The organism is Alteromonas sp. AWM4_230, assembly GCF_056158305.1.
The window spans coordinates 1,241,495-1,264,136 of sequence record NZ_JBSWTB010000001.1; the positions used below are offsets into that span (position 1 = coordinate 1,241,495).

General features: G+C 43.2%; 20 protein-coding genes. 11 read left to right on the forward strand and 9 right to left on the reverse strand.

The annotated features are described in order from the left end of the window. The first annotated feature begins 191 nt into the window (after nucleotides 1-191). The 5 genes from ACXACS_RS05340 (at nucleotide 192) to ACXACS_RS05360 (ending at nucleotide 5,916) form a co-directional block, all read left to right on the forward strand. Nucleotides 192-2,420 carry a polysaccharide lyase 6 family protein gene (locus ACXACS_RS05340; protein ID WP_474804903.1) on the forward strand — a complete coding sequence of 743 codons (2,229 nt, stop codon included), beginning with the start codon at nucleotides 192-194 and terminating at the stop codon, nucleotides 2,418-2,420. Between the two features lie 84 nt (nucleotides 2,421-2,504). Then, the gene (locus ACXACS_RS05345) at nucleotides 2,505-3,431 is read left to right on the forward strand and encodes a sugar kinase (protein WP_474804905.1); all 927 of its coding nucleotides are present in this window, start codon (nucleotides 2,505-2,507) and stop codon (nucleotides 3,429-3,431) included. Nucleotides 3,432-3,520: 89 nt separating this feature from the next. After that, on the forward strand, nucleotides 3,521-4,132 hold the full coding sequence (gene eda / locus ACXACS_RS05350) for a bifunctional 4-hydroxy-2-oxoglutarate aldolase/2-dehydro-3-deoxy-phosphogluconate aldolase (protein WP_474804907.1): 612 nt from the start codon (nucleotides 3,521-3,523) through the stop codon (nucleotides 4,130-4,132). 174 nt (nucleotides 4,133-4,306) lie between these two features. Continuing rightward, on the forward strand, nucleotides 4,307-5,497 hold the full coding sequence (locus tag ACXACS_RS05355; RefSeq protein WP_474804909.1) for a hypothetical protein: 1,191 nt from the start codon (nucleotides 4,307-4,309) through the stop codon (nucleotides 5,495-5,497). After that, a complete protein-coding gene (locus ACXACS_RS05360; RefSeq protein WP_474804911.1) occupies nucleotides 5,497-5,916 on the forward strand; it encodes a hypothetical protein in 420 nt (139 codons plus the stop codon). Before ACXACS_RS05355 ends, ACXACS_RS05360 begins: the two co-directional genes overlap by 1 nt. Before the next feature lie 13 nt (nucleotides 5,917-5,929). On the opposite strand, the gene ACXACS_RS05365 is transcribed toward ACXACS_RS05360, so the two are convergent. Both ACXACS_RS05365 and ACXACS_RS05370 read right to left on the reverse strand, forming a co-directional pair. Then, entirely contained in the window at nucleotides 5,930-7,255 is a 1,326-nt protein-coding gene (locus ACXACS_RS05365) for a putative bifunctional diguanylate cyclase/phosphodiesterase (protein WP_474804913.1), read from the reverse strand. Next, nucleotides 7,249-8,025, reverse strand: coding sequence for a HAMP domain-containing protein (locus ACXACS_RS05370; protein ID WP_474804915.1), 777 nt, complete (start codon nucleotides 8,023-8,025; stop codon nucleotides 7,249-7,251). Before ACXACS_RS05370 ends, ACXACS_RS05365 begins: the two co-directional genes overlap by 7 nt. 409 nt (nucleotides 8,026-8,434) lie before the next feature. Here ACXACS_RS05370 and ACXACS_RS05375 point away from each other — a divergent pair, with 409 nt between their 5' ends. After that, nucleotides 8,435-9,883, forward strand: coding sequence for a DEAD/DEAH box helicase (locus tag ACXACS_RS05375; protein WP_474804917.1), 1,449 nt, complete (start codon nucleotides 8,435-8,437; stop codon nucleotides 9,881-9,883). Nucleotides 9,884-10,004: 121 nt separating this feature from the next. Here the strand turns inward: ACXACS_RS05375 and ACXACS_RS05380 are convergent, their stop codons facing one another. From ACXACS_RS05380 to ACXACS_RS05405, 6 genes are all read right to left on the reverse strand, one after another. Beyond that, nucleotides 10,005-10,823, reverse strand: a complete 819-nt coding sequence (locus ACXACS_RS05380; protein ID WP_474804919.1) for a thioredoxin family protein — start codon at nucleotides 10,821-10,823, stop codon at nucleotides 10,005-10,007. A 101-nt stretch (nucleotides 10,824-10,924) separates the two neighbouring features. Further along, nucleotides 10,925-11,749, reverse strand: a complete 825-nt coding sequence (locus tag ACXACS_RS05385) for a 2-keto-4-pentenoate hydratase (protein WP_474804921.1) — start codon at nucleotides 11,747-11,749, stop codon at nucleotides 10,925-10,927. 8 nt (nucleotides 11,750-11,757) lie between these two features. Further along, nucleotides 11,758-12,513 (reverse strand): SDR family NAD(P)-dependent oxidoreductase, encoded by a 756-nt coding sequence (locus ACXACS_RS05390; RefSeq protein ID WP_474804923.1) that lies wholly within the window; start codon nucleotides 12,511-12,513, stop codon nucleotides 11,758-11,760. A 293-nt stretch (nucleotides 12,514-12,806) separates the two neighbouring features. Further along, nucleotides 12,807-14,378: a sensor histidine kinase gene (locus tag ACXACS_RS05395; protein WP_474804925.1), complete on the reverse strand. Its 1,572-nt coding sequence runs from the start codon at nucleotides 14,376-14,378 to the stop codon at nucleotides 12,807-12,809. Continuing rightward, nucleotides 14,378-15,034 (reverse strand): response regulator, encoded by a 657-nt coding sequence (locus tag ACXACS_RS05400; protein ID WP_474804927.1) that lies wholly within the window; start codon nucleotides 15,032-15,034, stop codon nucleotides 14,378-14,380. The genes ACXACS_RS05395 and ACXACS_RS05400 overlap by 1 nt, the downstream gene beginning before the upstream one ends. A gap of 213 nt (nucleotides 15,035-15,247) precedes the next feature. Beyond that, nucleotides 15,248-17,770 carry a S8 family serine peptidase gene (locus tag ACXACS_RS05405; RefSeq protein WP_474804929.1) on the reverse strand — a complete coding sequence of 841 codons (2,523 nt, stop codon included), beginning with the start codon at nucleotides 17,768-17,770 and terminating at the stop codon, nucleotides 15,248-15,250. 441 nt (nucleotides 17,771-18,211) lie between these two features. On the opposite strand from ACXACS_RS05405, the gene ACXACS_RS05410 reads away from it, so the two are divergent. The 5 genes from ACXACS_RS05410 (at nucleotide 18,212) to ACXACS_RS05430 (ending at nucleotide 21,867) form a co-directional block, all read left to right on the forward strand. Next, complete coding sequence (locus ACXACS_RS05410) at nucleotides 18,212-18,724, forward strand: curlin repeat-containing protein (RefSeq protein WP_474804931.1); 513 nt, start codon at nucleotides 18,212-18,214, stop codon at nucleotides 18,722-18,724. Nucleotides 18,725-18,754: 30 nt separating this feature from the next. Then, a complete protein-coding gene (locus ACXACS_RS05415) occupies nucleotides 18,755-20,200 on the forward strand; it encodes an autotransporter outer membrane beta-barrel domain-containing protein (protein WP_474804933.1) in 1,446 nt (481 codons plus the stop codon). Between the two features lie 100 nt (nucleotides 20,201-20,300). After that, entirely contained in the window at nucleotides 20,301-20,648 is a 348-nt protein-coding gene (locus ACXACS_RS05420; RefSeq protein ID WP_474804935.1) for a CsgE family curli-type amyloid fiber assembly protein, read from the forward strand. Then, nucleotides 20,642-21,097 carry a curli assembly protein CsgF gene (locus ACXACS_RS05425; RefSeq protein ID WP_474804936.1) on the forward strand — a complete coding sequence of 152 codons (456 nt, stop codon included), beginning with the start codon at nucleotides 20,642-20,644 and terminating at the stop codon, nucleotides 21,095-21,097. Before ACXACS_RS05420 ends, ACXACS_RS05425 begins: the two co-directional genes overlap by 7 nt. Nucleotides 21,098-21,105: 8 nt before the next feature. Continuing rightward, the gene (locus ACXACS_RS05430; RefSeq protein WP_474804937.1) at nucleotides 21,106-21,867 is read left to right on the forward strand and encodes a CsgG/HfaB family protein; all 762 of its coding nucleotides are present in this window, start codon (nucleotides 21,106-21,108) and stop codon (nucleotides 21,865-21,867) included. A 37-nt stretch (nucleotides 21,868-21,904) separates the two neighbouring features. Here ACXACS_RS05430 and ACXACS_RS05435 read toward each other — a convergent pair whose 3' ends face one another. Next, entirely contained in the window at nucleotides 21,905-22,582 is a 678-nt protein-coding gene (locus ACXACS_RS05435) for a helix-turn-helix transcriptional regulator (RefSeq protein WP_474804939.1), read from the reverse strand. Between the last annotated feature and the right edge of the window lie 60 nt (nucleotides 22,583-22,642).

A 22,642-nucleotide genomic window follows, 5' to 3' on the forward strand; every position in this document is an offset into this window, starting at 1 on the left:
AAATAAATTGGTTGTTTTTGGTCTGTTTATTGGTTAGATTCTAAAACAGTCAGTAACAAATAAATAACAGCATAATTGCGTTTTTGCAAAAGAAGATTGGCAATTTATGTGCGATTTATACGATTTAGCAAGGTCAGTGGCACTATCACGGTAGATATCACCGAAGATCTTGCCAGCGAAATGGGGAAAGTATGAAAGTAGCAAATATCTGTAAGTCAGCGATCGGAATTATTACGCTCTTGGCGTTTAATACAACGGCATACGCCGAAGACTACTTAGTTGACTCTAAGAAAAGCTACCTCAACGCGTTAGAGAAAGTAGTCCCTGGCGACGATATCGTACTGAAAAATGGTACTTACCATGATTTTGAAATTAAGTTCAAAGCGCAAGGAAGTGAGCAAGAGCCAATTACATTGAGAGCGCAAAGCAAAGGCGGTGTTATTCTCTCTGGTCAATCAAACCTATCTATTGCGGGGAGCCACTTAATTGTATCTGGGCTTGTATTTAAAGACGGCTATTCTCCATCAGGTTCAGTAATTAGCTATAGAACGAGTAAGGACGAACTCGCGAATTATACCCGCGTCACTGAAGTCGTAATCGAAGACTATTCTAAGCCAGACAAATTTGAAAGTGACTATTGGGTTGCGCTGTATGGAAAGCATAACAGGCTAGATAGTTCGTACTTAGCAGGCAAGCGAAACCGAGGTGTAACGGTCGCAGTAAGGTTAGATTCAAAAGATAGCGTAGAAAACTATCACAAAATAGACAATAACTATTTTGGCTTCCGACCTGAGTTAGGTTCAAATGGTGGAGAAACCTTAAGAATTGGTACCAGCCATTATTCACTTGAAAACTCTTTTACCCGAGTCGAAAACAATGTGTTTGACCGTAGTAATGGCGAAGTTGAAATTATCAGCGTTAAATCGGGTGGCAACGTTCTTCATGGCAATACCTTCATTGAGTCTCGCGGTACGCTAACGCTAAGGCATGGCAACGGTAACACAATCACCAATAACGTGTTTCTGGGTAATGGTGTTCCAAATACGGGTGGAGTACGCGTCATTAATGCCGATCAAGAAGTAGCAAATAACGTGTTTAAAGGGCTTACTGGCTACCGCTTTGGCAGTGGGTTTACAGTAATGAATGGCGTGCCCAACTCACCTCAAAATCGCTACCACCAAGTAAAAAATGCCAACATACATCACAACACTTTCATTGACGTTTCACACATTCAATTGGCTGCTGGAGCAGATGAAGAGCGTTCAGCGCCACCTGTGGATAGTGTTTTTGCTAACAACCTTGTTATCGCTAAAATGGTGCCTACTACATTTAGCTTTTTTGATGACATTAGCGGTATAGCATTTATCAACAATGTGGCTAACTACAGCGTAGAAAGTCAGATTGAAAAAGGCTTTACGAAGCGAAGCGATATACAGCTATCTTCATCGAACAGTATTTCTTCGGAGGAGATGAAAGTAGGGGCGGACGACAGTGTTAAGCCACTTAAAAAAGCAGAGGTAGGGCCAAGTTGGTATCAGAAAAAAGAATACGAAACGCCGTTTGGTTCAGGAGATGAAATTACTGTAGAGCCAGGTGTAAATTCGCTTTTTGAAGCGGTCGCGAAAGCGAATGATGGTGATGTTCTTATACTTAATGATGGCGTATATAGCGAGCAAAAAATTGTTAAGGTAACTAAAACTCTCTCTGTAAAAGCAAGCAAAAACGCAAAAGTCATTATCCGTCCTCAGCGCTCTGCACTTTTTGAAATAAGTGACAATGGTTCACTGGAAATTGAAGACATAACGCTTTCAGGTAGTGATGCACCAGATGCGGCTGGAAATACATTCATCCGCACTAAAAAGTGGGGCATGTTAACTAATTACCGATTCACTATGGATAAGGTGACAGTAACTGATCTAGACATAAATCATAGCTATCACTTCTTTTCAGCAGGCGCCCGAAGCTTTGCGACTTTGTTATCTATCACTAATAGCCAATTTGACACTGTCTCAGGTCACGTACTGGCGTTGAATAAAGAAAAAGATGATTTAGGTATCTACAACGTTGAAGTGTTGAATTTAGAAAACAATACATTTAGCGATGTTCAAGGGGCACTAGCACTTATCTATCGCGGTGGCACCGACGAAAGTACTTTTGGGCCTAAGGTAACGATAGCTAAAAACGTGTTAACGAATGTAGGTTTGGGTAAAAGAAACAAGCGTAAAGCAAGCATATTTCTTCATGGCGTACAAAAAACACAGATTCGAAATAACGAGTTTAGCGCAAGTGCGCCAGTCAAAATTGAACATACCGTTGGAGAGCCGCAAACATCGCATAGCGGCAATACATTTAAAAGTACAAAAGGTATCGACATTGTCGATTTCTTGAAAGCGAAAGACGAATGTCGCTGCTCTGAGTAAGAATGCTCAAACTAGCGCGCAACTTATGCAACGAAAAGTAATTACAGTAAAAATTAAAGACTACGAGTTCGTAGGGTGGATGATATGAGAGTTGGTTTTATTGGTGAGTGCATGGCCGAACTTAAAAAAGTAAACGGTGTACTAGAAGAAGGGTTTGCTGGCGATACCTTCAATTCTGCCGTCTATCTAAAGCGCACGTTCCCTCAATTAGATAGCTATTTTGTCAGTGCAGTAGGCAGGGACGCATTGTCAAAGGAGATGCTCGACTTTGCGCAAAGCGAGTCGATTAATACACGCTTCTTATTCACTCACCCAGACAAGCATATTGGGCTTTATAAAATTTATACCGATGCAGAAGGCGAGCGCTCTTTTACATACTGGCGCAATGATTCTGCTGCGAAGTGCTTGATGTCTTTAATTACTGATGGCGATAAAGCGTCGATGACAGCGTTAGACTTAGTGCTGTTTTCGGGCATTTCACTCGCTATTCTAAATACTGAAGACTTACCAAAGCTTTGGCGTTTACTTGCAACGCTTAAAGAAAGTGGAACCAAAATTGTTTTTGATATGAATCATCGGCCAGCCCTGTGGAAGGGTAGGGATGATGCCACTGCATTGTATGAAAAAGCGTTTGAAATTGCAGATGTTGCGTTACCTGGATTAGAAGACTTTAACTTCTTGTATGGGTTTGAAACGGTAGAAGAGATAGTAAACTTTTTAGCGCCTTTCTCATTTAAGCAGCTCGTTATTAAAAATGGCGCAAGCGCTGTAACGCTAGTGGATGAAAGCGGAGAGGTTTCAGAAGTAGGGCTAACCCCCGTTACTAATGTTGTTGACACTACCTCTGCTGGTGATGCCTTTAACGGTGTTTTTCTAGGGGCGTACCTTACGGGCGAGAGTCCTGAGGCCTGCGTAAACAAAGCCGCTAAGTGTGCAGGTTTTGTGATTCAGCACCCTGGCGCCATTGTAGATAAAAAGGCCTATGCAGACCTAGTGACATCTATCGCTTAAGTAAGTTAAAGCGAAGTATTCAAATACCAAATAAAACACTATATCGAACTTATAAGGGCATCCGCCCCTCGTATTACAAGAGACAAACCATGAAAAAAATATCAGACATTATGGGCGGCCAAACCCTGCTCCCAATCATTCAAGCCGATAATGTAGAAGACGGTGTGGCCATTGCGAAAGCAATGTCAGCTGCGGGCCTTAACACAGTTGAAGTTGTATTGCGTTCACAAAATTCAGCGAAATGCATTACAGCTATTAAAGAGGCGCTGCCAGATATGATAGTTAGCGCTGGTACCGTAATCGATAAAGCATCTTTAGATGCCGCTATCAATGCTGGAGCGGATTTTATCGTGACGCCTGCGGTAACCGAGCGCCTGCTAACTATGCTAGTAGACTCAGGTTTACCTGTGCTGCCAGGTGTATCAAACGTATCAGATATCGTGTTAGCACGGGAACACGGGTTCAGAGAAATGAAGCTGTTTCCAGCATCTTTGTCAGGTGGTGCGTCTTTCCTGAAAGCGGTAGGTGGTTTATTTAAAGATACAAAGTTCTGTCCAACGGGAGGCGTGTCGCCAGAGAATTTCAACGACTATCTGTCGCTAGGTAATGTGTTTGCAGCAGGCGGTACTTGGGTTGCGAAACCTCAATGGGTAGCAGATAAACAGTGGAACCTCATCACAGAGGCATGTTCGCAAGTGTAGCGAACGCGACACCTTCCTAATTTTCATTCCTTAAAAAGCTGGCACATTCGCCAGCTTTTTGATTTTTCAGCGTATTAATTGGTGTTATAGCTTAACCGAGCTATCATTAGTGAAATAGTTTGCGCATACAACGCTGTGGCGCTGGCTTTATACAATCAGAATGAAAACGTGACTATGAGCAAATTGATAGTGCTGCCTTTCACCATTGCAGCCGCCCTACTTTTGTCTGTCGCCGAAAGCCGTGCTAATGAACTTGAGTTTTCAGGTTTTGCAAGGGCGGTTGCAGGTCAACTAGATACAAAAAAAGCTACCTATGAAGGGTATGACGACAGCATCAGCTTTTCTGAAAAATCCCTTATAGCTTTGCAGGCTGACTATACTTATTCATCATCGTTCTCCGCTTCAGCTCAACTTCTCTTGCATACCGACGACGATAGAGAGTCAGGTATAGAGTGGCTGTATTTAACCTATGCACCTAGTGAAAGTTTTCAAATTAATGTTGGCCGGTTGCGCACGCCTTTTTTAAAGTATTCTGATGTTATTGATGTTGGGTTTGCCTACCCATGGATTAATGCACCGCAGCAACTCTACAGTAGTTATTTGTTCTCTCAGTATGAAGGTGGTAATGCTAGGTTGAGAAGGTCTTTTGGCGATGTTGTAGTTGATTTTGAGGCTTACTACGGAAAGTATGAAGATGCGCTAGCTTCAAGCGGTATCAACGTAGATGTTGAAGTGAAAAACTTATTCGGCGGCGTTATTGAAATCAACTATGGTGGCTTGCAGCTAAGAACAGCCACTATCAATGCCCCCAAAGTTAAAACTACCATTGATGAAATTGCCCCATTTTTACAGGGGCTTAGAGCTGCTGGATTTGACTCCATAGCTGAACAGTTTGATATTAACGATCGCGCGGGCTCTTTTTTACTGGGCGCCAGCTATGACACGCTTAGTTGGTATGTAAGCGGTGAGTGGATGAAGGTCTCGTCTGATATCGATGTACTTGCGAATTTAGAAAGTTTTTATGTTTCATATGGCTACTATTTTGATGAGGTTCTTTTACACTTAACTTATGCTTCATCCAGACAATCACTCAATACCATCGACAATGTAATACCTGTAGGTGTGTCGCCTGAACTCGATCAGCTTTATTTCGCAGTCGAGCAGCTAAATAGCTTTTTTCCGACGGATGATCTTGATACTTGGACTCTTGGCGCTAGGTGGGATGTGAAAACCAATATTGCACTTAAAGCTGAGCTGTCGATTCTTGATGGTAAAGAAGGTAAAACATCGTTTTACGACATAAAAGAGAGTAGTTTCGATAGAAATGCGGCCCTGTATCAAGTGGCAGTAGAGTGGGTATTTTAATGCAAAAATACTTGCTCATTTTCTTTCTCTTATTTTGTTCTCGTATAGCCGTTGCCCAAGATGGCATTTGGGTCGTTGCAAACCTTCCTGGTCAAAATTTCGCACTAACAAAAGCGGAAGTGCGCAACCTTTTCATGAGCAGTGGAACATCTTCCGACGATGCATTAATACCCGTAGCTATGAGCCCTGGCAATAGAGCACGAGCAATTTTCAATACCAAGATAATTGCTCTGCCCGAATCACGAATTCAATCCTATTGGGCACAGATGCGCTTTAGTGGACGTCAAAAACGGCCAATCGAGTTCAATAATTCAAACGCCTTGCTTGAACACGTAACAAATACTGAAGGTGCGATAGGTTATGTTCCCGCTGGGACTGCGCTACCTGAAAATGTAAAGGTGGTTTATCGAAGTCTTTAAGCAATCATTAATCTTAAGAGCTTTGTGATTGCTTTGTAGTACTATTAACCAATGCCATCAGTGGAATTGGTTTACTGTAAAGATAACCTTGAAGCGTGTTACACCCTTGGCGTATTAGAAAGTTGGCTTGCTCTTGCGTTTCAACACCCTCTGCACACACCGAAAAGTTCAGGCTTTTAGCCATATCAATAATAGTCTTGGTAATCATTTCTGATTGCTTAGATTTACCTATTTTGTTTACAAAACTTCGGTCTATTTTTAGTGTGTCTATATCAAACTGCGTTAAATAACTCAGAGAAGAGTAGCCTGTACCGAAATCATCAAGGGCAAGTCTACAGCCTAATTGCTTCAGCGATGCAAAAAACGGGTTCGCCGCATTGAAATTGTTTATATATGCAGATTCCGTAACTTCAATTTCTAAGTTTGAAGCGGGGAGTCTACCATTATCTAATTCATGCAGTAAAAATTGCGTGACATTGTGGTTATTTAAATCGTGGGGGCTCAAGTTCACCGATATAACTAAGTGGCTGCCAAAGGCTTCAAGGAGTACGGGAAATTCGTAGCGAAGTTGTTTTAATACCCATAGGCTTATTTGTGATATTTTATCAGTCTGCTCTGCAATAGGAATAAACTCAGCAGGCGAAACTGGACCTAACACTTCGTCTTGCCAGCGAAGCAGAGTCTCAAACCCAGTTATGTTCTTATCTGAGTCTACTTTAGCCTGATAAGTTAGGTAAAACGCATCGTTTTCAAGAGCTTCAGTAATGCGAGTAGATATGAGCACTTTGCGCTGCGTATGCGCCAGCATTTCATCGGTAAACCATACATATCTAGATTTGCCATCGTCCTTAGCCTTATACATGGCAACGTCAGCGTTAGTTATGAGGTTGGTTAGTGAGTATTCACAGTCACTTGCAAGTGCAAGACCTATGCTAGCACTTGAGTCTAGCCTCAGTCGGTTAATGATATGAGGTTGAGATACTGCTTCTACGAGTTTTAGCGCTGTTTCTTCTAAAAAACTAGGGGATGTAAGCTCGGGTACAATAACAATAAACTCGTCACCGCCTAAACGCCCCAGTGTGCAGTTATCCTCAAGTGTACTGTCCATCAACAAACTGATATGAAGGAGAAACTTATCTCCCGTGTCGTGCCCAAACGAATCGTTGATAGTCTTAAAACCGTCTAAATCGATAAACAACAAACCCAGTTCGTGAGCATTCTTCTGCGCTATAGCGAGTTCATTTGATAAAAGCTTCATTAAGCATTGTCGATTAGGCAGCCCTGTTAAGGCGTCGAAATTAGCAAGCCGCTCCATCTGAGATTGTTGCTTCTCTAGCATTTCGTTTTTTTGCCGGTTGCTTCAGACTGGTTTTTTATATTCTCCATCATATTGTTAAAGGCTCGAGACAAAGCAAGCATTTCCTCTTTGTCTACTTCCTCAACCTTGACATCATAAGCGTTGTCATCCACGACACTGTCCATTGTTTTAATTAGGGTGTTTAGCGGACGCATTGCTCTGCGCTGCGCTCGTGATGATACAAATAACGAGATGATAATGAGAAGTACCACGGAAGGCGTGACCAAGATAATGTATCTTTGCCGACTTACTTTTAATGCTTCTTCAAGGTTGAAGACCAGGGCAAGTTTTCCCAACGGAAAAACGTCTTCGCCCACTGTTTTTATTACTATTACTTTGCTAGAAGTGCGATGTAAGCCAATGGGTAGCGTCGCGATATTACGATCAATGTTGGTTCCACTGAGTTGCGGGGACGTTTGTTCTTGCGGTTTAGTGAGCCTCCCTTCAAAGCCGGCAGGGCCCACATAATGATTCAACAGCGTACCGCTATTACTGAAAATATAAGCTGCTTCAGCATATTCATATTCATCTAAGCGAAGCAGAATTTCCGTTTGATTGAAACTGCCGGATGGCTCTTCTATATAGTCAATGAGATCGACAGCCATGTTTACGCTTAATGCGTCGACCTCTTCTGAGACAAATTCAATATAAAGCTTTTCATAAACGTATATAGACAGGCCGATAATAAGAGCACTGACTATAGCGATAGATGCAAGTGTATTGAAGGATATCTCTGACCTAAGACTTTTCAAAAAATGCTCTTTTAAGTTGAATGGGCTCGCAGTAACGACTTCGAATAAAATGTAGGAAAGGACCGTCACCTATTCACAAATCTAGTATAGACGGTTTTCGTCATTTCTTAATTAGTAATTAGATTGAAATTGTATGAAGGGGTAGAGCTATGCTTTATTTAGATGTCTTTTGAACAAAAAATGCGCTGGTGGCCTAAGGTGTTTAGTGGTAGACTCCGCACGCAATTTGTAAGAGTAAACACCTACGTTCTTTTCTTGATGTCAAACACCAATAAGCCAAGTTGGCAATGGCGTGTCTCTTTAGGTTTTCCCAGTAATCTATAACCCCCCACGGTTAGCAATAAAGCACTAACGCTTATACCTTTGCGGTATGCAACTTTTTATAAATACCTATGACAGGAGTTTATTAATGTCATTTACCCAATTAGGGCTCGCTGAACCCTTGTTAAAAGCTATTGAAAAACGAGGGTTTAGTACGCCATCACCGATCCAGGAAAAGGCAATACCAGAAGTATTGCAAGGAAAGGATGTGCTGGCGGCTGCGCAAACGGGAACAGGGAAAACCGCGGGATTTGGACTTCCTATTTTACAAAGACTGATGTCTGGCAAGCCAGTATCTGGCAATAATGTTCGCGCGCTTATCTTAACACCAACTCGCGAGCTTGCTGCTCAGGTGGAAGAAAGCATTCGAGCATTTAGTGAGTTTTTACCATTAAAGACCGCTGTGGTATTCGGTGGGGTGGGCATAAACCCTCAAATGATGAAGCTTCGTAAGGGCGTGGACGTACTAATTGCGACCCCTGGACGATTACTCGATTTGTATCAGCAAAACGCCGTGAAGTTTTCACAGCTTGAGGTATTGGTATTAGATGAAGCTGACAGAATGCTTGATATGGGCTTTATTCACGACATTAAAAAGGTGTTGAAGCTATTGCCACAGGAGCGTCAGAGCCTACTTTTCTCAGCTACGTTTTCTGATGAGATTACGGCGCTGGCGAAAACGATAACTCGTGATCCTGTAAGTATTTCTACCGCTCCTGCTAATACAACGGTGGACGCTGTCGAGCAGCACTTGGTGACCATTGATAAGTCTAAAAAGACGACTGCGCTGATTTGTTTGATTAAACAGCAAAAGTGGCAGCAAGTATTAGTTTTCAGCCGTACCAAGCATGGCGCTAACCGAATTGCGGAAAAGCTGACTCGCTCGAAAATTCCAAGTGCAGCCATTCACGGAAACAAAAGTCAGGGGGCAAGAACTAAAGCCCTTGCTGATTTTAAAAGTGGCGAGATTAAAGTTCTGGTGGCTACCGATATCGCTGCACGCGGTATAGATATCAGCGAACTGCCGATAGTGGTTAACCTGGATTTGCCGAACACAGCGGCTGACTACGTTCACAGAATCGGTCGTACTGGGCGCGCTGGTGCGAGTGGACAAGCTTGGTCGTTTGCTTCTGCCGAAGAGTTACAGAACCTAAAAGATATTGAAACACTCATTCAAAAGCTGCTCCCTCGCAAAACCCTTGAAGGTTTTGAGCCTCAGCAAGCCGTACCTGTTACCACGCTTTCTAAGCCGAAAAAGCCTAAAAAACCGAAAAAACCAAAAGTATCTCAAGGTGATAACGGTGCAGGCAGGTCAACTGGCGGTAATAAGAAAGCGGGACAACGACAGGGCAACCGTAGTGGAAATGGTAGCTCTCACGGGGGCAAGCCAAATACTCGTAACAGTGGCGGCGGTAAACCTGCAGGTCGAAGACACTCAGGAAGCGAAGGTAATGCTGCTAGACGACCCGCTAAACGTAGAAACAGTCCGTCCAACAGTTCAACTAGTAATAGGGTTGCAAACAGCGCTGATGCGTAAACAGTTATATTATTATCAGTAAAATGATAGCTGATTGATAAAGGGCCTTTTGTATAAAAGGCCCTTTTTTGATGTTCCTTAAAAACTAAAAACTAAAAACTAAAAACTAAAAACTAATGCTTTAGTTATGCTCCCATGAAAACGGGTTGTAATGGCGCAGCGCTGGCGTGGTGTTTACTCCGTTGTTATTCGCAGCGTCTAGCGTGAGCTCAGCACGTTTAATGAGTGTTTGTTGTAGCTCAGTACGAAAGCCTTTGGTTTCTTTCCATAGCTGGTTAAGCCCTTCTGGAGTATCACCTTGTAAATCTTGTGCAAGCAGGGGCCCAAGCTTGTCATACGCGCTTTGAAGCCTAATTGCCTGCTCCTTGTTATAGGCGGCTTCCTCACCCGTTGCTTTCCAATTAATAAGTGGAGCTTTTTGCGCAGCTGTCATAGCAGGAAAACGGGAAAAGTAAGTTATGTACTCTGATAAAGGGATGCTATCGGCCCGCCCCCAAATATCCATCGTCGTTCTGTTCAGCAAAGCACTGGTTTTAGGCTCAACTACCATCACAGTTGGCGTTGCGTAGTAGATCGGATAGTTGAATCGCTCGGTTATATTTCTTCTGTCTTCAAGCGTTCCTACATCAACAAACACGGTTTCATAATGAGCGCGTAGAATAAGATCCATTTCCTTTGTTGCAAAGCGCTCAGCTAAGCCTGTGCTGTCATGGCACCACTGTGCTCCCAAGACAACCAGAAGCAGCTTGCTTTCCTCCACAGCTCGTTGCTGCGCGTTAACCACGTCTTGATAAGGTGACGGAGAAGGGGCGTAAGTATAAGGGTTTTCATTCTGGGTGCTGACACAGCCATTTAGAGTAAAGAAAGCGGCTATGAAAGTAGCTATGGTTAAGCTGTGCTTAATCAACTGGGCTTGACGTTCAAAGAAAGTGTTTTGCATACAATGGTCAAAATAGTAGTTAAATCAACAACAATGTAGCATAAAAAGTAAAGAGAAAAGCGGTAATTGACCGTAGTAAACTACCGCTTTAGCAGGTCGGTTCAAGCTGATACAGGGATCAGCTTCATGTTGATATTCCCAACACCCTCGAAAGTAACTGTAGATGTGGCACCAGCCACTGTGTCATGTACGCCAGTAATAGCACCTGAGCAAATCATACAGCCTTTTGGAAGAGTAATATTCCGCGCTGCAGCTTGGTCAATTAAATAAGCTACAGCCGCCATAGGCCCGCGTAATACATTGTTTGATGGTGCAGTGTTGATGTGTTCTTTATTAATGAACACAGATGTCTGCATGTTTTCAATCACCGTATCCCACGACGCTATAGGGGCGCCAATTACCATACCTTGGTTTACACCAAAGTCACTGATGATGGCAGTGGGGCCATAGCTATTTAAATCAATAACAGGGCTACTTGCTATTTCTACGCCTGCATATACAGCTTTGATTAGGTGTTTCAATGGTCCCTTGGTATCAATTGAGCCGGGCGTAATTTCTTCTCCCAGTTCAAATACCAGTTCGGCTTCAACAGCAACCATACCGCCTGCGTAGACTTCTAGCTCAACGAATTCATCGTCTGCGTGGGAACGACCAATGAAATGGGTAACCTTTTTAAAAATTGGGCCCATTAAGCGCTCTGCGCCCATCTGATCGCGAAGTTCGGGGATCACCATGCCTACTTTCCAGCCGGTGAGCTCGTCGTTCCACTGTTCAAGCGACATGTCTTGAACGCGGTAGGCCGCGTCCAAGGTTGTCGGAACATCACCTGGAAAAGTTTCTAATACAGTGGCTTGCTTGCGTGCGTTAACCAGGGTATTCGAAAGCGTTTTCAGGTCGTCTTCTGTAAGTGGTTTATCAGGAAACATCGTGACGACTAAATCCCTAGTGCCTGACCGCCACCAATTTGAACGGTTTCGGCAGTAATAAATGACGCATCTTCACTTACCAAGAAAGACACTACAGACGCGACCTCTTCAGGCTGTCCTAGGCGACCAAGCATGATGTTATCTTTCCAAGAAGCAAATACTTCTGGCTTAGTCGCTTTAATTTGCGCATGGAAAGGCGTATCAATGGTGCCAGGAGAAACAGCATTTACACGAATACCAGCTGGTGCAAGTTCTTTAGCAAGTGCACGGGTCAAAGTATGTACCGCACCTTTTGAAACACCATAGATACCTGCACCAGGGCCACCAGCGTTCCAACCAGCATTAGATGTGTAATTTACGATAGAGCCGCTGTCAGATTTCTTTAAATAAGGAATAGCTGCACGAGAAACGAAGAACGCACTATCAAGGTTCAGTGCCATAACAAAGCGGTAAAACTCTGTTGTCATCTCTTCCATTGGGCTGCGTCCGCCAAGGCCGCCGGCGTTATTAATGACGGCGTCGATCTTACCGTATTTATCGCCAATCGCTTTTACGTTTTTATCAACGGCTTCATCGCTTGTAACGTCAAAGCCATAGTATTCTGCTTCAATACCTAAGTCGCTGAGCTCTTTTACACGCTCTGCGCCCTTATCGTCTTCAATGCCATTTAAAACAACAATGAAACCGTCTTGGCCAAGTCTTTTAGCAACTTCAAATCCGATGCCGCCTGTTGCTCCAGTTACCAGTGCTACTTTCTTCGTCATAACAATAACTCTTTGTGTTGTATTACATTGTGTATAACCAATCTTAGGTTAATAAAATTAATTGGTCTACCTGTTTTGTGTGTTTTTTGTCATGGTTTTATAAATTCATCTTCAAATGTATAGCGGTGTTAAACTTTACTCACATATAAATGCTTGAATTTTATTGCTTTTGGTTGCAATTCGAAAGAGGGTGGTTAGAGTGCCAACAAGAACGAATGAAATGACAATAATGCAGGTGTTATTATGCTTATTGGTAAGTCCAATTTGTGCTTGAGTTAAATTGGTAGAAAACGTTATTGGATTTTGTTTATAGGAATAGAAAGGCGTACCACAGTCCCCATTGGGTAATCGCGGCTTATATTGAGGGTTCCATCTATCAACTTAGCGCGCTCTCTCATGGAAAGCAGGCCGAGGGTGGGCTGAGCGTTAACTGAATCCTCAATGGTTTCGGGTATACCCGCACCATCATCTGCTACAGTGAAGGTAGCACTTTGCGACTCATAGGAAATATCAATAGAAAGTGTCTTCGCATCAGCGTACTTGATGCTATTAGTTACCGCTTCCTGAACTATGCGATAGATATGTATTTTCTGCTCGGGCTTAAAAGCAATAGGCGTACCGCTAAGATTGAAAGAAAAATCTATTTTTGCGCGCTTAAGCGTAGTTGTGATGTCGGAGCGTTCAATAACGCTCTCGATGGGAAGAGTGTCGATGCCAGAGGGGCGTAAACCGCCTAGGCTCTTTTTCATTGCCTGATACAAAGCATCTATCTTGCCGACTAATATCTCGTGGTCTTTGGTTGTGTCAATTAGTGATAACTGGAGTTTTAAATCAACGATGCGGTGGCCAAAATCGTCGTGCAGATCGCGAGATAAACGCTTTCTTTCATCCTCTTGTACTGCTACTAGCTTGGCCGCGAGGGCTTGTGCGTTTTGCACTGCAATTTCAAGGTCTTCGTTGTTTCGAGCCAGTTTTTTATTCAATTTATTCGACTGGTTGATAGAAGACCCTAGGATGAGGCAACTTACGCATAGCGCTAAAATATAAAATTGATGCTCTATGGGAGGTAAAGAGCTCTGACTGGCTACCACAAACGCTGTAATACCAATAAACAAACAAGATAGCGCACTACCGAATACAGCATAGCGATACGATAAGAAAAGGGCTGGAAATACCGCAATGTATTTAATTTGATAGCTGATATTAATATTTTGAGAGTAAAGATAACTACCGAAAACTAAAGTAAGTAACCATGTTCCTACGGTTATAAACAGTGTTGATTCGTTTTTATTAATATACTGGCGAGTGTATAGCGCAAATAGAAGGGGGCAAAGGACGATAATTCCTACAAAGTCACCAAGAGAGAAATCGAACAAAATAGAAAGAAAAGCCGCTACGTCAGTTTGTAATTCAATAGCCCGTCTGCCTAGAAACACTGTCCCTAGCGCTACGCTTATCAGCATGCCGAATGCCAAGGTGGCAAGGGTACTGCGGACATTATCGAAATAAGGTGCTGCAAAACGGCGTCTAAAGACATAAACACATCCGCAAACTACCGCGGGCGATATGAATAAGTGCACTAAATACCAGCCAACACTTCCGCTTAAAAAGGCAGTGTTATCAAGAACGCCCCCTGGGTGAAATAAAATGAAGTGGATTAACTTTTCTGAAAAAAGCAATAAGGGCCAGCTTGCTAACGGTAATAACAAAAAGGCGGCCAAGCGAACGCCAGCGGGTAAATACCAACTCACAGTCCCTGATATAATTTCAAATTGGGTGCTAAATAGCCATACGCTATGAAATAGACCGGTATATATCAAACCCATCATCAAATAGGTAGTGTTGATATACCGTGTAATATTCATTAATCCGCTTTGACTAAGGTGTCATCATAAATGACATCAGATACATCTAAGTATCCGGTTTCTAATGCTATGCGAAGCAAGCCAAATTGAGACGTAACATTCAGTTTTTTGTAAATATTAGTTCTGTGAACCATGACTGTCTTTGGCGCAGTATCTATGTGATAGGCAATTTGTTTAGGTTGGAAACCTTTAGCTAGTAGTAAAAAAACTTCCTTTTCTCTTTCTGTAAGAATGGAAGTCAGACGCTTATCGCCAAACGCTAATTTTTTACTGATATCTGAGCTGAGGTAGTTTTCATCTTTTTCTAGCGACTCCAGCGCGTCCATTAACTCTTTCGTAGCGGCACTTTTTGTAACATAGCCATCAGCGCCAAGTTCAAGTGCTTTACTAATATAACCTACGTGATCGTACATGCTTAGCATCAAGCATTTAACAAATGGCGCCTCTTTCTTAATTTTGATAAGCGTGTCAAAACCATTTTCTTGGGCTAAGGAAATATCCAAAACTGCCACATCTATATCGTCTAAAGATGCGAAGGCGGGGAGTGCGCTTAATGAACTTACAGCGTAAGCAACGTGCCAGCCATACTCTTGCTCGATGAGAGTCTTAATGCCGTCCCTTACAATTTCATGGTCATCAATGAGGAGTATGTGCATGAAAAAATCAATCTATTTCTTAATGCATCAAGTTTACGTTGTATTTGGCTTATAGGGAATAAGCCGATGGCTTAGATTGGTGGTGTATTCAATTTTGTGCATAAAAAAGCCGGCCTATCCATGGCCGGCAGTTACTTAAGCTTTAGTGTTTAGCATGCTAAATGCTAAATGCTAAGAGCTACTATGCGTGTAATAGCAATACCAAACGCGGTATTAAAGGTTTACCGTCACTGGCGCTGAACATGCAGAGGTTTCATCACACACCATATAGGTATATTCGCCAGGCTGAACGCCACGGCTTCTATCGCGATAACGACCAGTATTGCTTACTTCTTCAAGTAGTTCACCATTGCGATAAATCATTACAGTATCAGCCATTGAGCCGCTGTAAGATAAATCTACACGTAGTGAGCCGAAGCGAGAAAGCATAGCGCGGTCAATTTCTGCAACAATATTGCTGTCTGAAACCGACACTGTCTCTGTTGAAACGCCAGTTTGACCTTCTGAGTCGGTAACCGTAAGGGTTACATCATAGGCACCTGTACTTGCGTATACATGAGTTGGGTTTTCTTCCGTTGAAGTCGCACCATCACCGAAGTCCCAGCTGTAGCTAACAATGTCGTCATTAACGTCATTACTATTGTTAGTAAAGCTCACTGATAGACCTGAAGCGTCATAAGTAAATGCAGAGTTTGGCGGTGTTGGTCCTACTTCACCAATACCGGTAACTACTAGGCTCCATGTGTTAACGGTACCGTTATCTCCGTTAAAGGTATCAAGCACGTTCAAGGTCCAATCGCCAGTAGCCACTTCGCCGTTAAAGGCATCAGTGTTATAGCTTTCAACGATATCATCTGTACCGCCACCTTGGTTTTGGCGCAGAACGGTAGTTGTTCCTTGGGGAGAAGTAAGTGATAGCACTAAGTCACCGCTATATGTATGCGTAATATCTACCGAGGCTTGCATACCAAATACCGTTAAGTCATCCGGTACGTTTATCACTAGGTCAACGCCTACATCATCTGGATCTTCTTCATTCGGTAACGTAGGTACAGCATCGCCTGAATATGCGTAAGGGAATTCGTTTAGCCCTTGCGGGTAAACGTAAAGGTTGGCGGATTTAGACTTTTCAATTTCGCCACTTACACCATTAACAGTAAAGCTATAAGCGCCCCAAGGGGTATCTTCAGAGGTTTCTACTGTTAGCGAAACAGTGTCGCCAGGCATTGCGGTGCTAGCACTTAAATAGGCAATGTCACTTTCTTCGGCAAGAGAAAGCTGCACTTCTTCATCGTAGCCCGCTATAGAGCCTACTTCAATAGTGAAGGTATAAGCTTCACCCGCCTCAATTTCCGCTGAGCCTGGGGTGATGCCTAGTTTAAAGCCAGGGGTTGGGTCGGCTTCTTCTAACGCATTTAGCACATTAAGACGGTTGCCTGAAACAGTGCGACCATCAGCCCAAAGACTCGTTTCACCGGTAGTCATTAATAGCTCTTTCATTTCTGACGGCGTAAGCTCTGGGTTTAACGACCATACAAGGGCCGCTGCACCGGCAACATGTGGTGTTGCCATTGATGTACCAGAGTATGCGGCGTAGCCGTCGCCCGGTATAGTAGATAAAATAGCTGTACCTGGCGCTGCAATATCCACCGTTTCCAGACCGTATGAATAGCCGCTATCGCCGTCAGTTCTAGTGTGGCTTGCAACTGCCAATAAACTGTTTGTTGTAGTGACATAGTTAGACGGATAGTTGTCGACGTTGTCATTGTCTGAACCAGAGTTACCTGCTGCAGCAACAAACAAAATTCCAGCTTGGCCTGCCACTTCAATAGCTGTCTCTAGCGCTTCACTGTAGCCGCCACCGCCCCAGCTGTTGTTCGTAGCTTTTACGTTGACGCCACGGTTTTCTTTCAGGTCGGTGAAGTAATCAATACATTCGATAGCGCCAGCGGTTGACCCCGTTCCATCTGCACCGAGGAATTTACAGGCAGCGATAGACACATCGTGGTTTACGCCAACTACACCTATACCGTTTCCGCCCACAGCGCCAATAGTCCCAGCTACGTGCGTACCATGAGAATCATCGTCCATAGGGTCGGTATCACCGTTTGCTGTATCAATTCCGTAAACGTCATCAATGTAGCCGTTGCCATCATCATCAATACCGTTGCCGGCGATTTCACCTGGGTTTACCCATGCATTATCTGCAAGGTCTTCATGGTTGTAGTCAACGCCGGTATCGATAACACCTATCACTACATCGCTATCACCTGTTGTAATATCCCATGCTTCTGGTGCATCGATATCTACATCTGCAGTGCCGCCTGCTTGCCCGGTATTATCCAAGCCCCACAAATCACCGTAAGACGGGTCGTTAGGAATTAATGCTTTGCGATATAAAAAGTTTGGCTCGGCAATTTTAACCGCCGGGTTTTTCTTTAACGTTTCAATGGCGTCTTTAACCGATTTTCCACGAAGTTGAAGTTTGGCAATGCGGCCATTTAGAAGGTTGGCGAAGCGATCATCAACTTCATCACGGTTAGCGTCGCTGATTCTTGCGCCCACTGATGAACGAGCGCGCATTTTTTCCGCTTTGCTTACATTTTCTTTGTACACAACAATAACGCTATCGTCGAAAATTTCGGCTTTCGCGGCATGTGCGTGGCTAGAAGCCATTAGCGGAAGTAGGGCTAATGACAGTGCTGAAAGGCCTGTTTTAAAAGGCTTTGTTTTCATAGTTAGATTCCATAATTAGCAATAATGCTTTAATCACGAAACCTTCTCATTCGGTCTGATATAACTAACGGTTAAAACTTATAACGCAAATTTTAAAACCTGCCACCCTTAATGCAAAAAATAGTACAAAAATACAACTTAACCACTAGGCCATTACGATAAATAATGAGTGATGTGGTACTTAATTATTAGACAGCGTACCCAGAACGAGACGCTATCTCCTATTTCCATCAAGAGGTCTTACCAATAATTTTTTTTGGTGTGATTTTTAAACAAAACTAGCACTAAGGTATTAGCTTTAACCGCAAGAACGCTAATGAAGCGCATACTAATGTTATTTCGATTGCAATAAATACAACTTAATGGTGATGGATTCTCTCGCTTTTAAGGCGTTTTATAGAAGGGTCACCTTTGTTGTTAATCAAGGAAGCAGTCGTTCTCATGGACAAGAAACTAAAGGTTAAAAAATACCAATGCGCTAAAAACGTAAGAGCATTAAAAGCCTCTTCGCTTTTAGCTTCAGCGGTGTGTGGTCTTCTAACCGTCAACTCTTCTGTCTATGCCCAACAGTCTGATTTATCAACAAGCTCCGACATGGTGGAATCTTCTCTTTCAATGAGTCTGAATGCTCAAGCTATTACGATAGACGATGAAACGGTCTTCATTGCTGTCAGTCAGTTTGGGCTGAATAACATAACTAACATTATCCAAAGCGGCAACGGCGCCAACCTATCGAACGTTGTTCAAAACGGCAGTAATAACGAAGCTATCATCACTCAACTTGGTGAAGGCAACGTTGTGAATTTGCTGCAGCAAAACAACAACAACCATTTCGAAATTATTCAAGACGGGTTCGACAATGTTGCCAATGTTAATCAATTAGGTGAGCAGTCTTTCACTGTTTATCAGATAGGGAACGAAATGGTAATTAACATCACACAATATCAAGAATGATGTGATTGCCATAGGGAGACAAATGTGAAAATGAAAAAAACAAAAATAGCTAGTGCATTGCTTTTAGTAGCAGCCTCAGGATGGGCGTCAGCTCAGGAAGTTCCTGCAACTAAAACTGTCGACTTAAACGCCACAGCAGATTTTGTAGCAGCGGCAGAAGGCAATGAAATTACGCTAACTCAAACGGCACCAGAGGGAAACGAAGTAGGTAATGAATCAGTATTAAGCCAAGAAGGCGACCTTAACGCTATCGTTGTAGAGGTAACTGGTGACGCTAACGAAGTGCTTGCATCGCAAATGCAATCGGGTAACACCTTTTTTGCAAGCGTTACTGGTAACGGCAATTTCTTGGAATCAGAGCAAGATAGCTTAAGCAGCACGGCTGATTTCGTAGTTGAGGGTGACGACAACACGGTTTCACTTGTTCAATTAGGTGACGGTGGCCCCATTGGTTTTATCTTCAACCGCTCAATAAATAGCATTACGGGTAGCGGCAATATGCTATCTGTGTATCAAGGCGATGGTGGTAACTGGGCTAATAATGCGATTTCTGGTAATGACAATACGATTTTTGTTGATCAAAGCGGTGACTGGCACGAATCCTATGTGCGTGAACTTAGCGGCGATGCTAACGTGATTGATGTTATTCAGGACGGTTACTACAACATTTCAGATTTAACCGTAATCGGGTCTGACAATGAAGTTGAAATTGACCAAGATGGCGACCAGAACGTTATTGGTTGGACCATGATTGGCGATGCTAATGTGCTTGAGTTCGAACAAGACGGCGATGGCAATGAAATTGCCACTGGCGTGTTTGAAGGTTCGGGTAACGAAGTCAATGTTGACCAAATTGGCGATGTAAACCTTGCTACCGTTGAAACTGTCGGCGGAGCATCTAATACGTTCGAAATTAACCAGGTGGGCGAAGGAAATACGGCTTACGCTGGCGTGATTGGCTTATTAAACGAGTTCGATTTAACCCAGGTAGGTGATGGCAACGAAATCAGCACAGTAAACTTTGATGGTATTTTAAACACCGTTGAAATTGAACAAGATGGCGATGCTAACTTGGCGTTAGCGCAAGCCGGAATTGGTGATGCAACTTATTATGCAGATGGCAATATCATCGAAATGTCGCAAGAGGGTATTGAAAATACGGCATCAGTTGAGTTAGCTAGCAATGTTACTTCAAGCTACAACGAAATTATGGTTTCCCAAACAGGTGAGCTTAACTTACTAGACCTGCTGGTTAACGGTGACGAAAATATAGTTAGTGTTATGCAAGAAGGTGTTGGAAACTGGGTAACGGATGAAACGGGTGGGCAGTTTGTTATATCAGGCGATATGAATACCTTTGAAGTTACGCAAATGGGTAACGACAACTTAGTTACAGGTAGCATCACTGGCAATGGCGGCACGGTAAGTGTTACGCAGGTTGGTGACTACAACGTAGCTACCGTTGTTCAGATGTAAATGTGCTAACGTACAAAGTGAATAGCCGGGCGAGTGCCCGGCTCAGTTCAATAAAATGAAGTATCTGTATCGATTCTCCTTTCTCACACTAGTTTTAGGTGTGCTCTTTTCTCCGATTCACGCGGAAGAAATTCGCTTAGGCGGGTTACTGCTCGATAACAGTATAAGCCGCCAAGGTCATGAATTTGCTTCGCGAATTAGTCAATATTGGCGGGAGGTTCCCGACAGCTCAGGTAAAAACCTGGTAGTCAAAGAAATCATAGTGCCTCAAGCAGGTACCTTGCTATCAGTAATCTACGACAACAAAGTGGTTTACCAAACTTATATGGGGCGTAGGCAAGTTCCGATAGATGAGAAAGTGCAGCAAGCAATCATGTTGGTATTAGACGCAGTAGCAAATGCGAGTATAGACAGTAGAAGCCCAGATTTAGCAGGGGACGAATGGTAATGAAGAAAAAAATTGTAATTGCAGCGCTTGCAGTGGCGGCGGTAGTAGCGCCTGCAATAACGCAGGCAACTGAATTAGTTTATGAGCCAATAAACCCGTCTTTTGGTGGCAACCCACTTAACGGTTCATTTTTATTAAGTAAAGCAAATTCACAAAATGCGCATAGTGCTTCTCTAAGCGAGCGCTCCTATGATGAGCGTCTTCAAGAGTCACTAGAGCGTGCCTATATAAATCGCATCGTTCGTGAAATTACAGATATCGCTTTTGGCGAGCAAGAATACGACGAAGATGGCAATCCGATAGACAGTATTTTTAACCAAGATAGTATTTTTGTTAGCGGTGACTTCCAAGTTGAGCTTATAACAAGTAACGCTGATAGTATTATCGTAAACATTACTAACTTGTTGACAGGTGAAGTCACCATTGTAGAAATTCCACGGTTTGGGTAGGGACACACATGAGAAGTACCGTTTATTTATTATTGGCTTTGGCATTAACTGGTTGCCAGTCCATCACAAATACAATCCCGCCTGATACTACGGCTGCGGATATTATCAAAGATAGCGCCACCCTTTCTGAAGTCAAAAGCCTACCGGCACCCATGGGGCAAATTCCGGTTTCCGTTTATGCGTTTAGAGATCAAACTGGGCAATATAAGCCGAGTACAGGAGCAAGCTCTTTTTCAACCGCAGTGACACAGGGGGCTACGTCTATCCTTGTACAAACCCTAAGTGAAACATCGTGGTTTTTGCCTGTTGAGCGCGAAGGGCTACAAAATATTCTCACTGAAAGAAAAATTATCCGGGCCGACGAAAAAAGCGGGGGCGATTTACCGCCACTCACGACTGCTAGAATTATTATAGAAGGCGGCATAATTAGCTACGACACCAATATTCGTACTGGCGGGGCTGGCGTTGAGTACTTTGGTATCGGCGCGAGCGAGCTGTTTAGAGAAGATCAAATTTCTATATATATGCGCGCGGTTGACGTAAGAACGGGTCAAGTATTGGTATCAGTTTCTACATCTAAAAAGGTGCTTAGCCAAGAGATTAGAGCGGGATTATTCAGATACGTTTCTTTAAAGCGCTTGCTTGAAGCAGAGACGGGTTACACCACTAACGAACCCATGTTTGAATGCGTTAAACAAAGCATAGAGAAAGCGGTGAGTGAATTAGTATTACAAGGAATGGAGAAAGGAGTATGGCGCGCCAAAGCGTAAGCGCCATACAGTGTTTTAACTTACATTGCTCGTCAGTTTAGTAGCTTACCTGCTGGGGCTGGCTAAACTGATGGTCGAACCATTTGATGAGTTCAACCCTATTTCTGCATTCTGTTTTCCTGAATATGCTGTATACGTGTGTTTTCACCGTATTCACACTGATATGCAAGCAATCTGCAATTTCTTGGTTCTGTGCGCCGTCGGCAATTTTTCGTGTAATGGCCAATTCTCGTTTGGTTAAGACAGTCGTTGACGATTGAAGCGCAGCAACGGGCTTAGTTTTTGGTACTAGATTGGCATCAATATAACGGCTCATAATTTCGCGACTAAACCATTTGTTTCCTGCCTGAACCTGCTGAACACCTCTAACTAACAACTCTAAACTATCTTCAATATGAAACACCCCATTGATACCGTGTTGAAGTGCCGCGTAATGAAAGTCGATGTTACTTTCTGGCACGTTGAAAATCACCTTGTTCAATTCAGGGTAATCGTTAACAACCGGCAAGCTGAACATAGCAGCAGGGTCACAATACTGTGCATCAATGAAGAAGGTATAAGTGTTGTTGAGCACGCTTCTAGGCGGGTGGATAGCGCCAGTCGTAACGTTAAATCCACACGAAGGCAAAATACTAAGGAATCGTTCGTAAGCCCCATCCTTTTTAGTATTTTCCGAGAAACTACTTTTTGTTAAAACGAACGCTTGGTGTGACATGAAAGCTCCTTTTCGTGTACATCAACCTTACGAACTATACAATAGCTTTACAATACTCCT

What these genes read in the sequence shown, in the direction of transcription:
- ACXACS_RS05340 (WP_474804903.1), top strand. Translation starts at nt 192, where the DNA reads ATGAAAGTAGCAAATATCTGTAAGTCAGCGATCGGAATTATTACGCTC.
- ACXACS_RS05345 (WP_474804905.1), top strand. Translation starts at nt 2,505, where the DNA reads ATGAGAGTTGGTTTTATTGGTGAGTGCATGGCCGAACTTAAAAAAGTA.
- eda (WP_474804907.1), top strand. Translation starts at nt 3,521, where the DNA reads ATGAAAAAAATATCAGACATTATGGGCGGCCAAACCCTGCTCCCAATC.
- ACXACS_RS05355 (WP_474804909.1), top strand. Translation starts at nt 4,307, where the DNA reads ATGAGCAAATTGATAGTGCTGCCTTTCACCATTGCAGCCGCCCTACTT.
- ACXACS_RS05360 (WP_474804911.1), top strand. Translation starts at nt 5,497, where the DNA reads ATGCAAAAATACTTGCTCATTTTCTTTCTCTTATTTTGTTCTCGTATA.
- ACXACS_RS05365 (WP_474804913.1), bottom strand. Translation starts at nt 7,255, where the DNA reads ATGCTAGAGAAGCAACAATCTCAGATGGAGCGGCTTGCTAATTTCGAC.
- ACXACS_RS05375 (WP_474804917.1), top strand. Translation starts at nt 8,435, where the DNA reads ATGTCATTTACCCAATTAGGGCTCGCTGAACCCTTGTTAAAAGCTATT.
- ACXACS_RS05380 (WP_474804919.1), bottom strand. Translation starts at nt 10,823, where the DNA reads ATGCAAAACACTTTCTTTGAACGTCAAGCCCAGTTGATTAAGCACAGC.
- ACXACS_RS05385 (WP_474804921.1), bottom strand. Translation starts at nt 11,749, where the DNA reads ATGTTTCCTGATAAACCACTTACAGAAGACGACCTGAAAACGCTTTCG.
- ACXACS_RS05390 (WP_474804923.1), bottom strand. Translation starts at nt 12,513, where the DNA reads ATGACGAAGAAAGTAGCACTGGTAACTGGAGCAACAGGCGGCATCGGA.
- ACXACS_RS05395 (WP_474804925.1), bottom strand. Translation starts at nt 14,378, where the DNA reads ATGAATATTACACGGTATATCAACACTACCTATTTGATGATGGGTTTG.
- ACXACS_RS05400 (WP_474804927.1), bottom strand. Translation starts at nt 15,034, where the DNA reads ATGCACATACTCCTCATTGATGACCATGAAATTGTAAGGGACGGCATT.
- ACXACS_RS05405 (WP_474804929.1), bottom strand. Translation starts at nt 17,770, where the DNA reads ATGAAAACAAAGCCTTTTAAAACAGGCCTTTCAGCACTGTCATTAGCC.
- ACXACS_RS05410 (WP_474804931.1), top strand. Translation starts at nt 18,212, where the DNA reads ATGGACAAGAAACTAAAGGTTAAAAAATACCAATGCGCTAAAAACGTA.
- ACXACS_RS05415 (WP_474804933.1), top strand. Translation starts at nt 18,755, where the DNA reads ATGAAAAAAACAAAAATAGCTAGTGCATTGCTTTTAGTAGCAGCCTCA.
- ACXACS_RS05425 (WP_474804936.1), top strand. Translation starts at nt 20,642, where the DNA reads ATGGTAATGAAGAAAAAAATTGTAATTGCAGCGCTTGCAGTGGCGGCG.
- ACXACS_RS05430 (WP_474804937.1), top strand. Translation starts at nt 21,106, where the DNA reads ATGAGAAGTACCGTTTATTTATTATTGGCTTTGGCATTAACTGGTTGC.
- ACXACS_RS05435 (WP_474804939.1), bottom strand. Translation starts at nt 22,582, where the DNA reads ATGTCACACCAAGCGTTCGTTTTAACAAAAAGTAGTTTCTCGGAAAAT.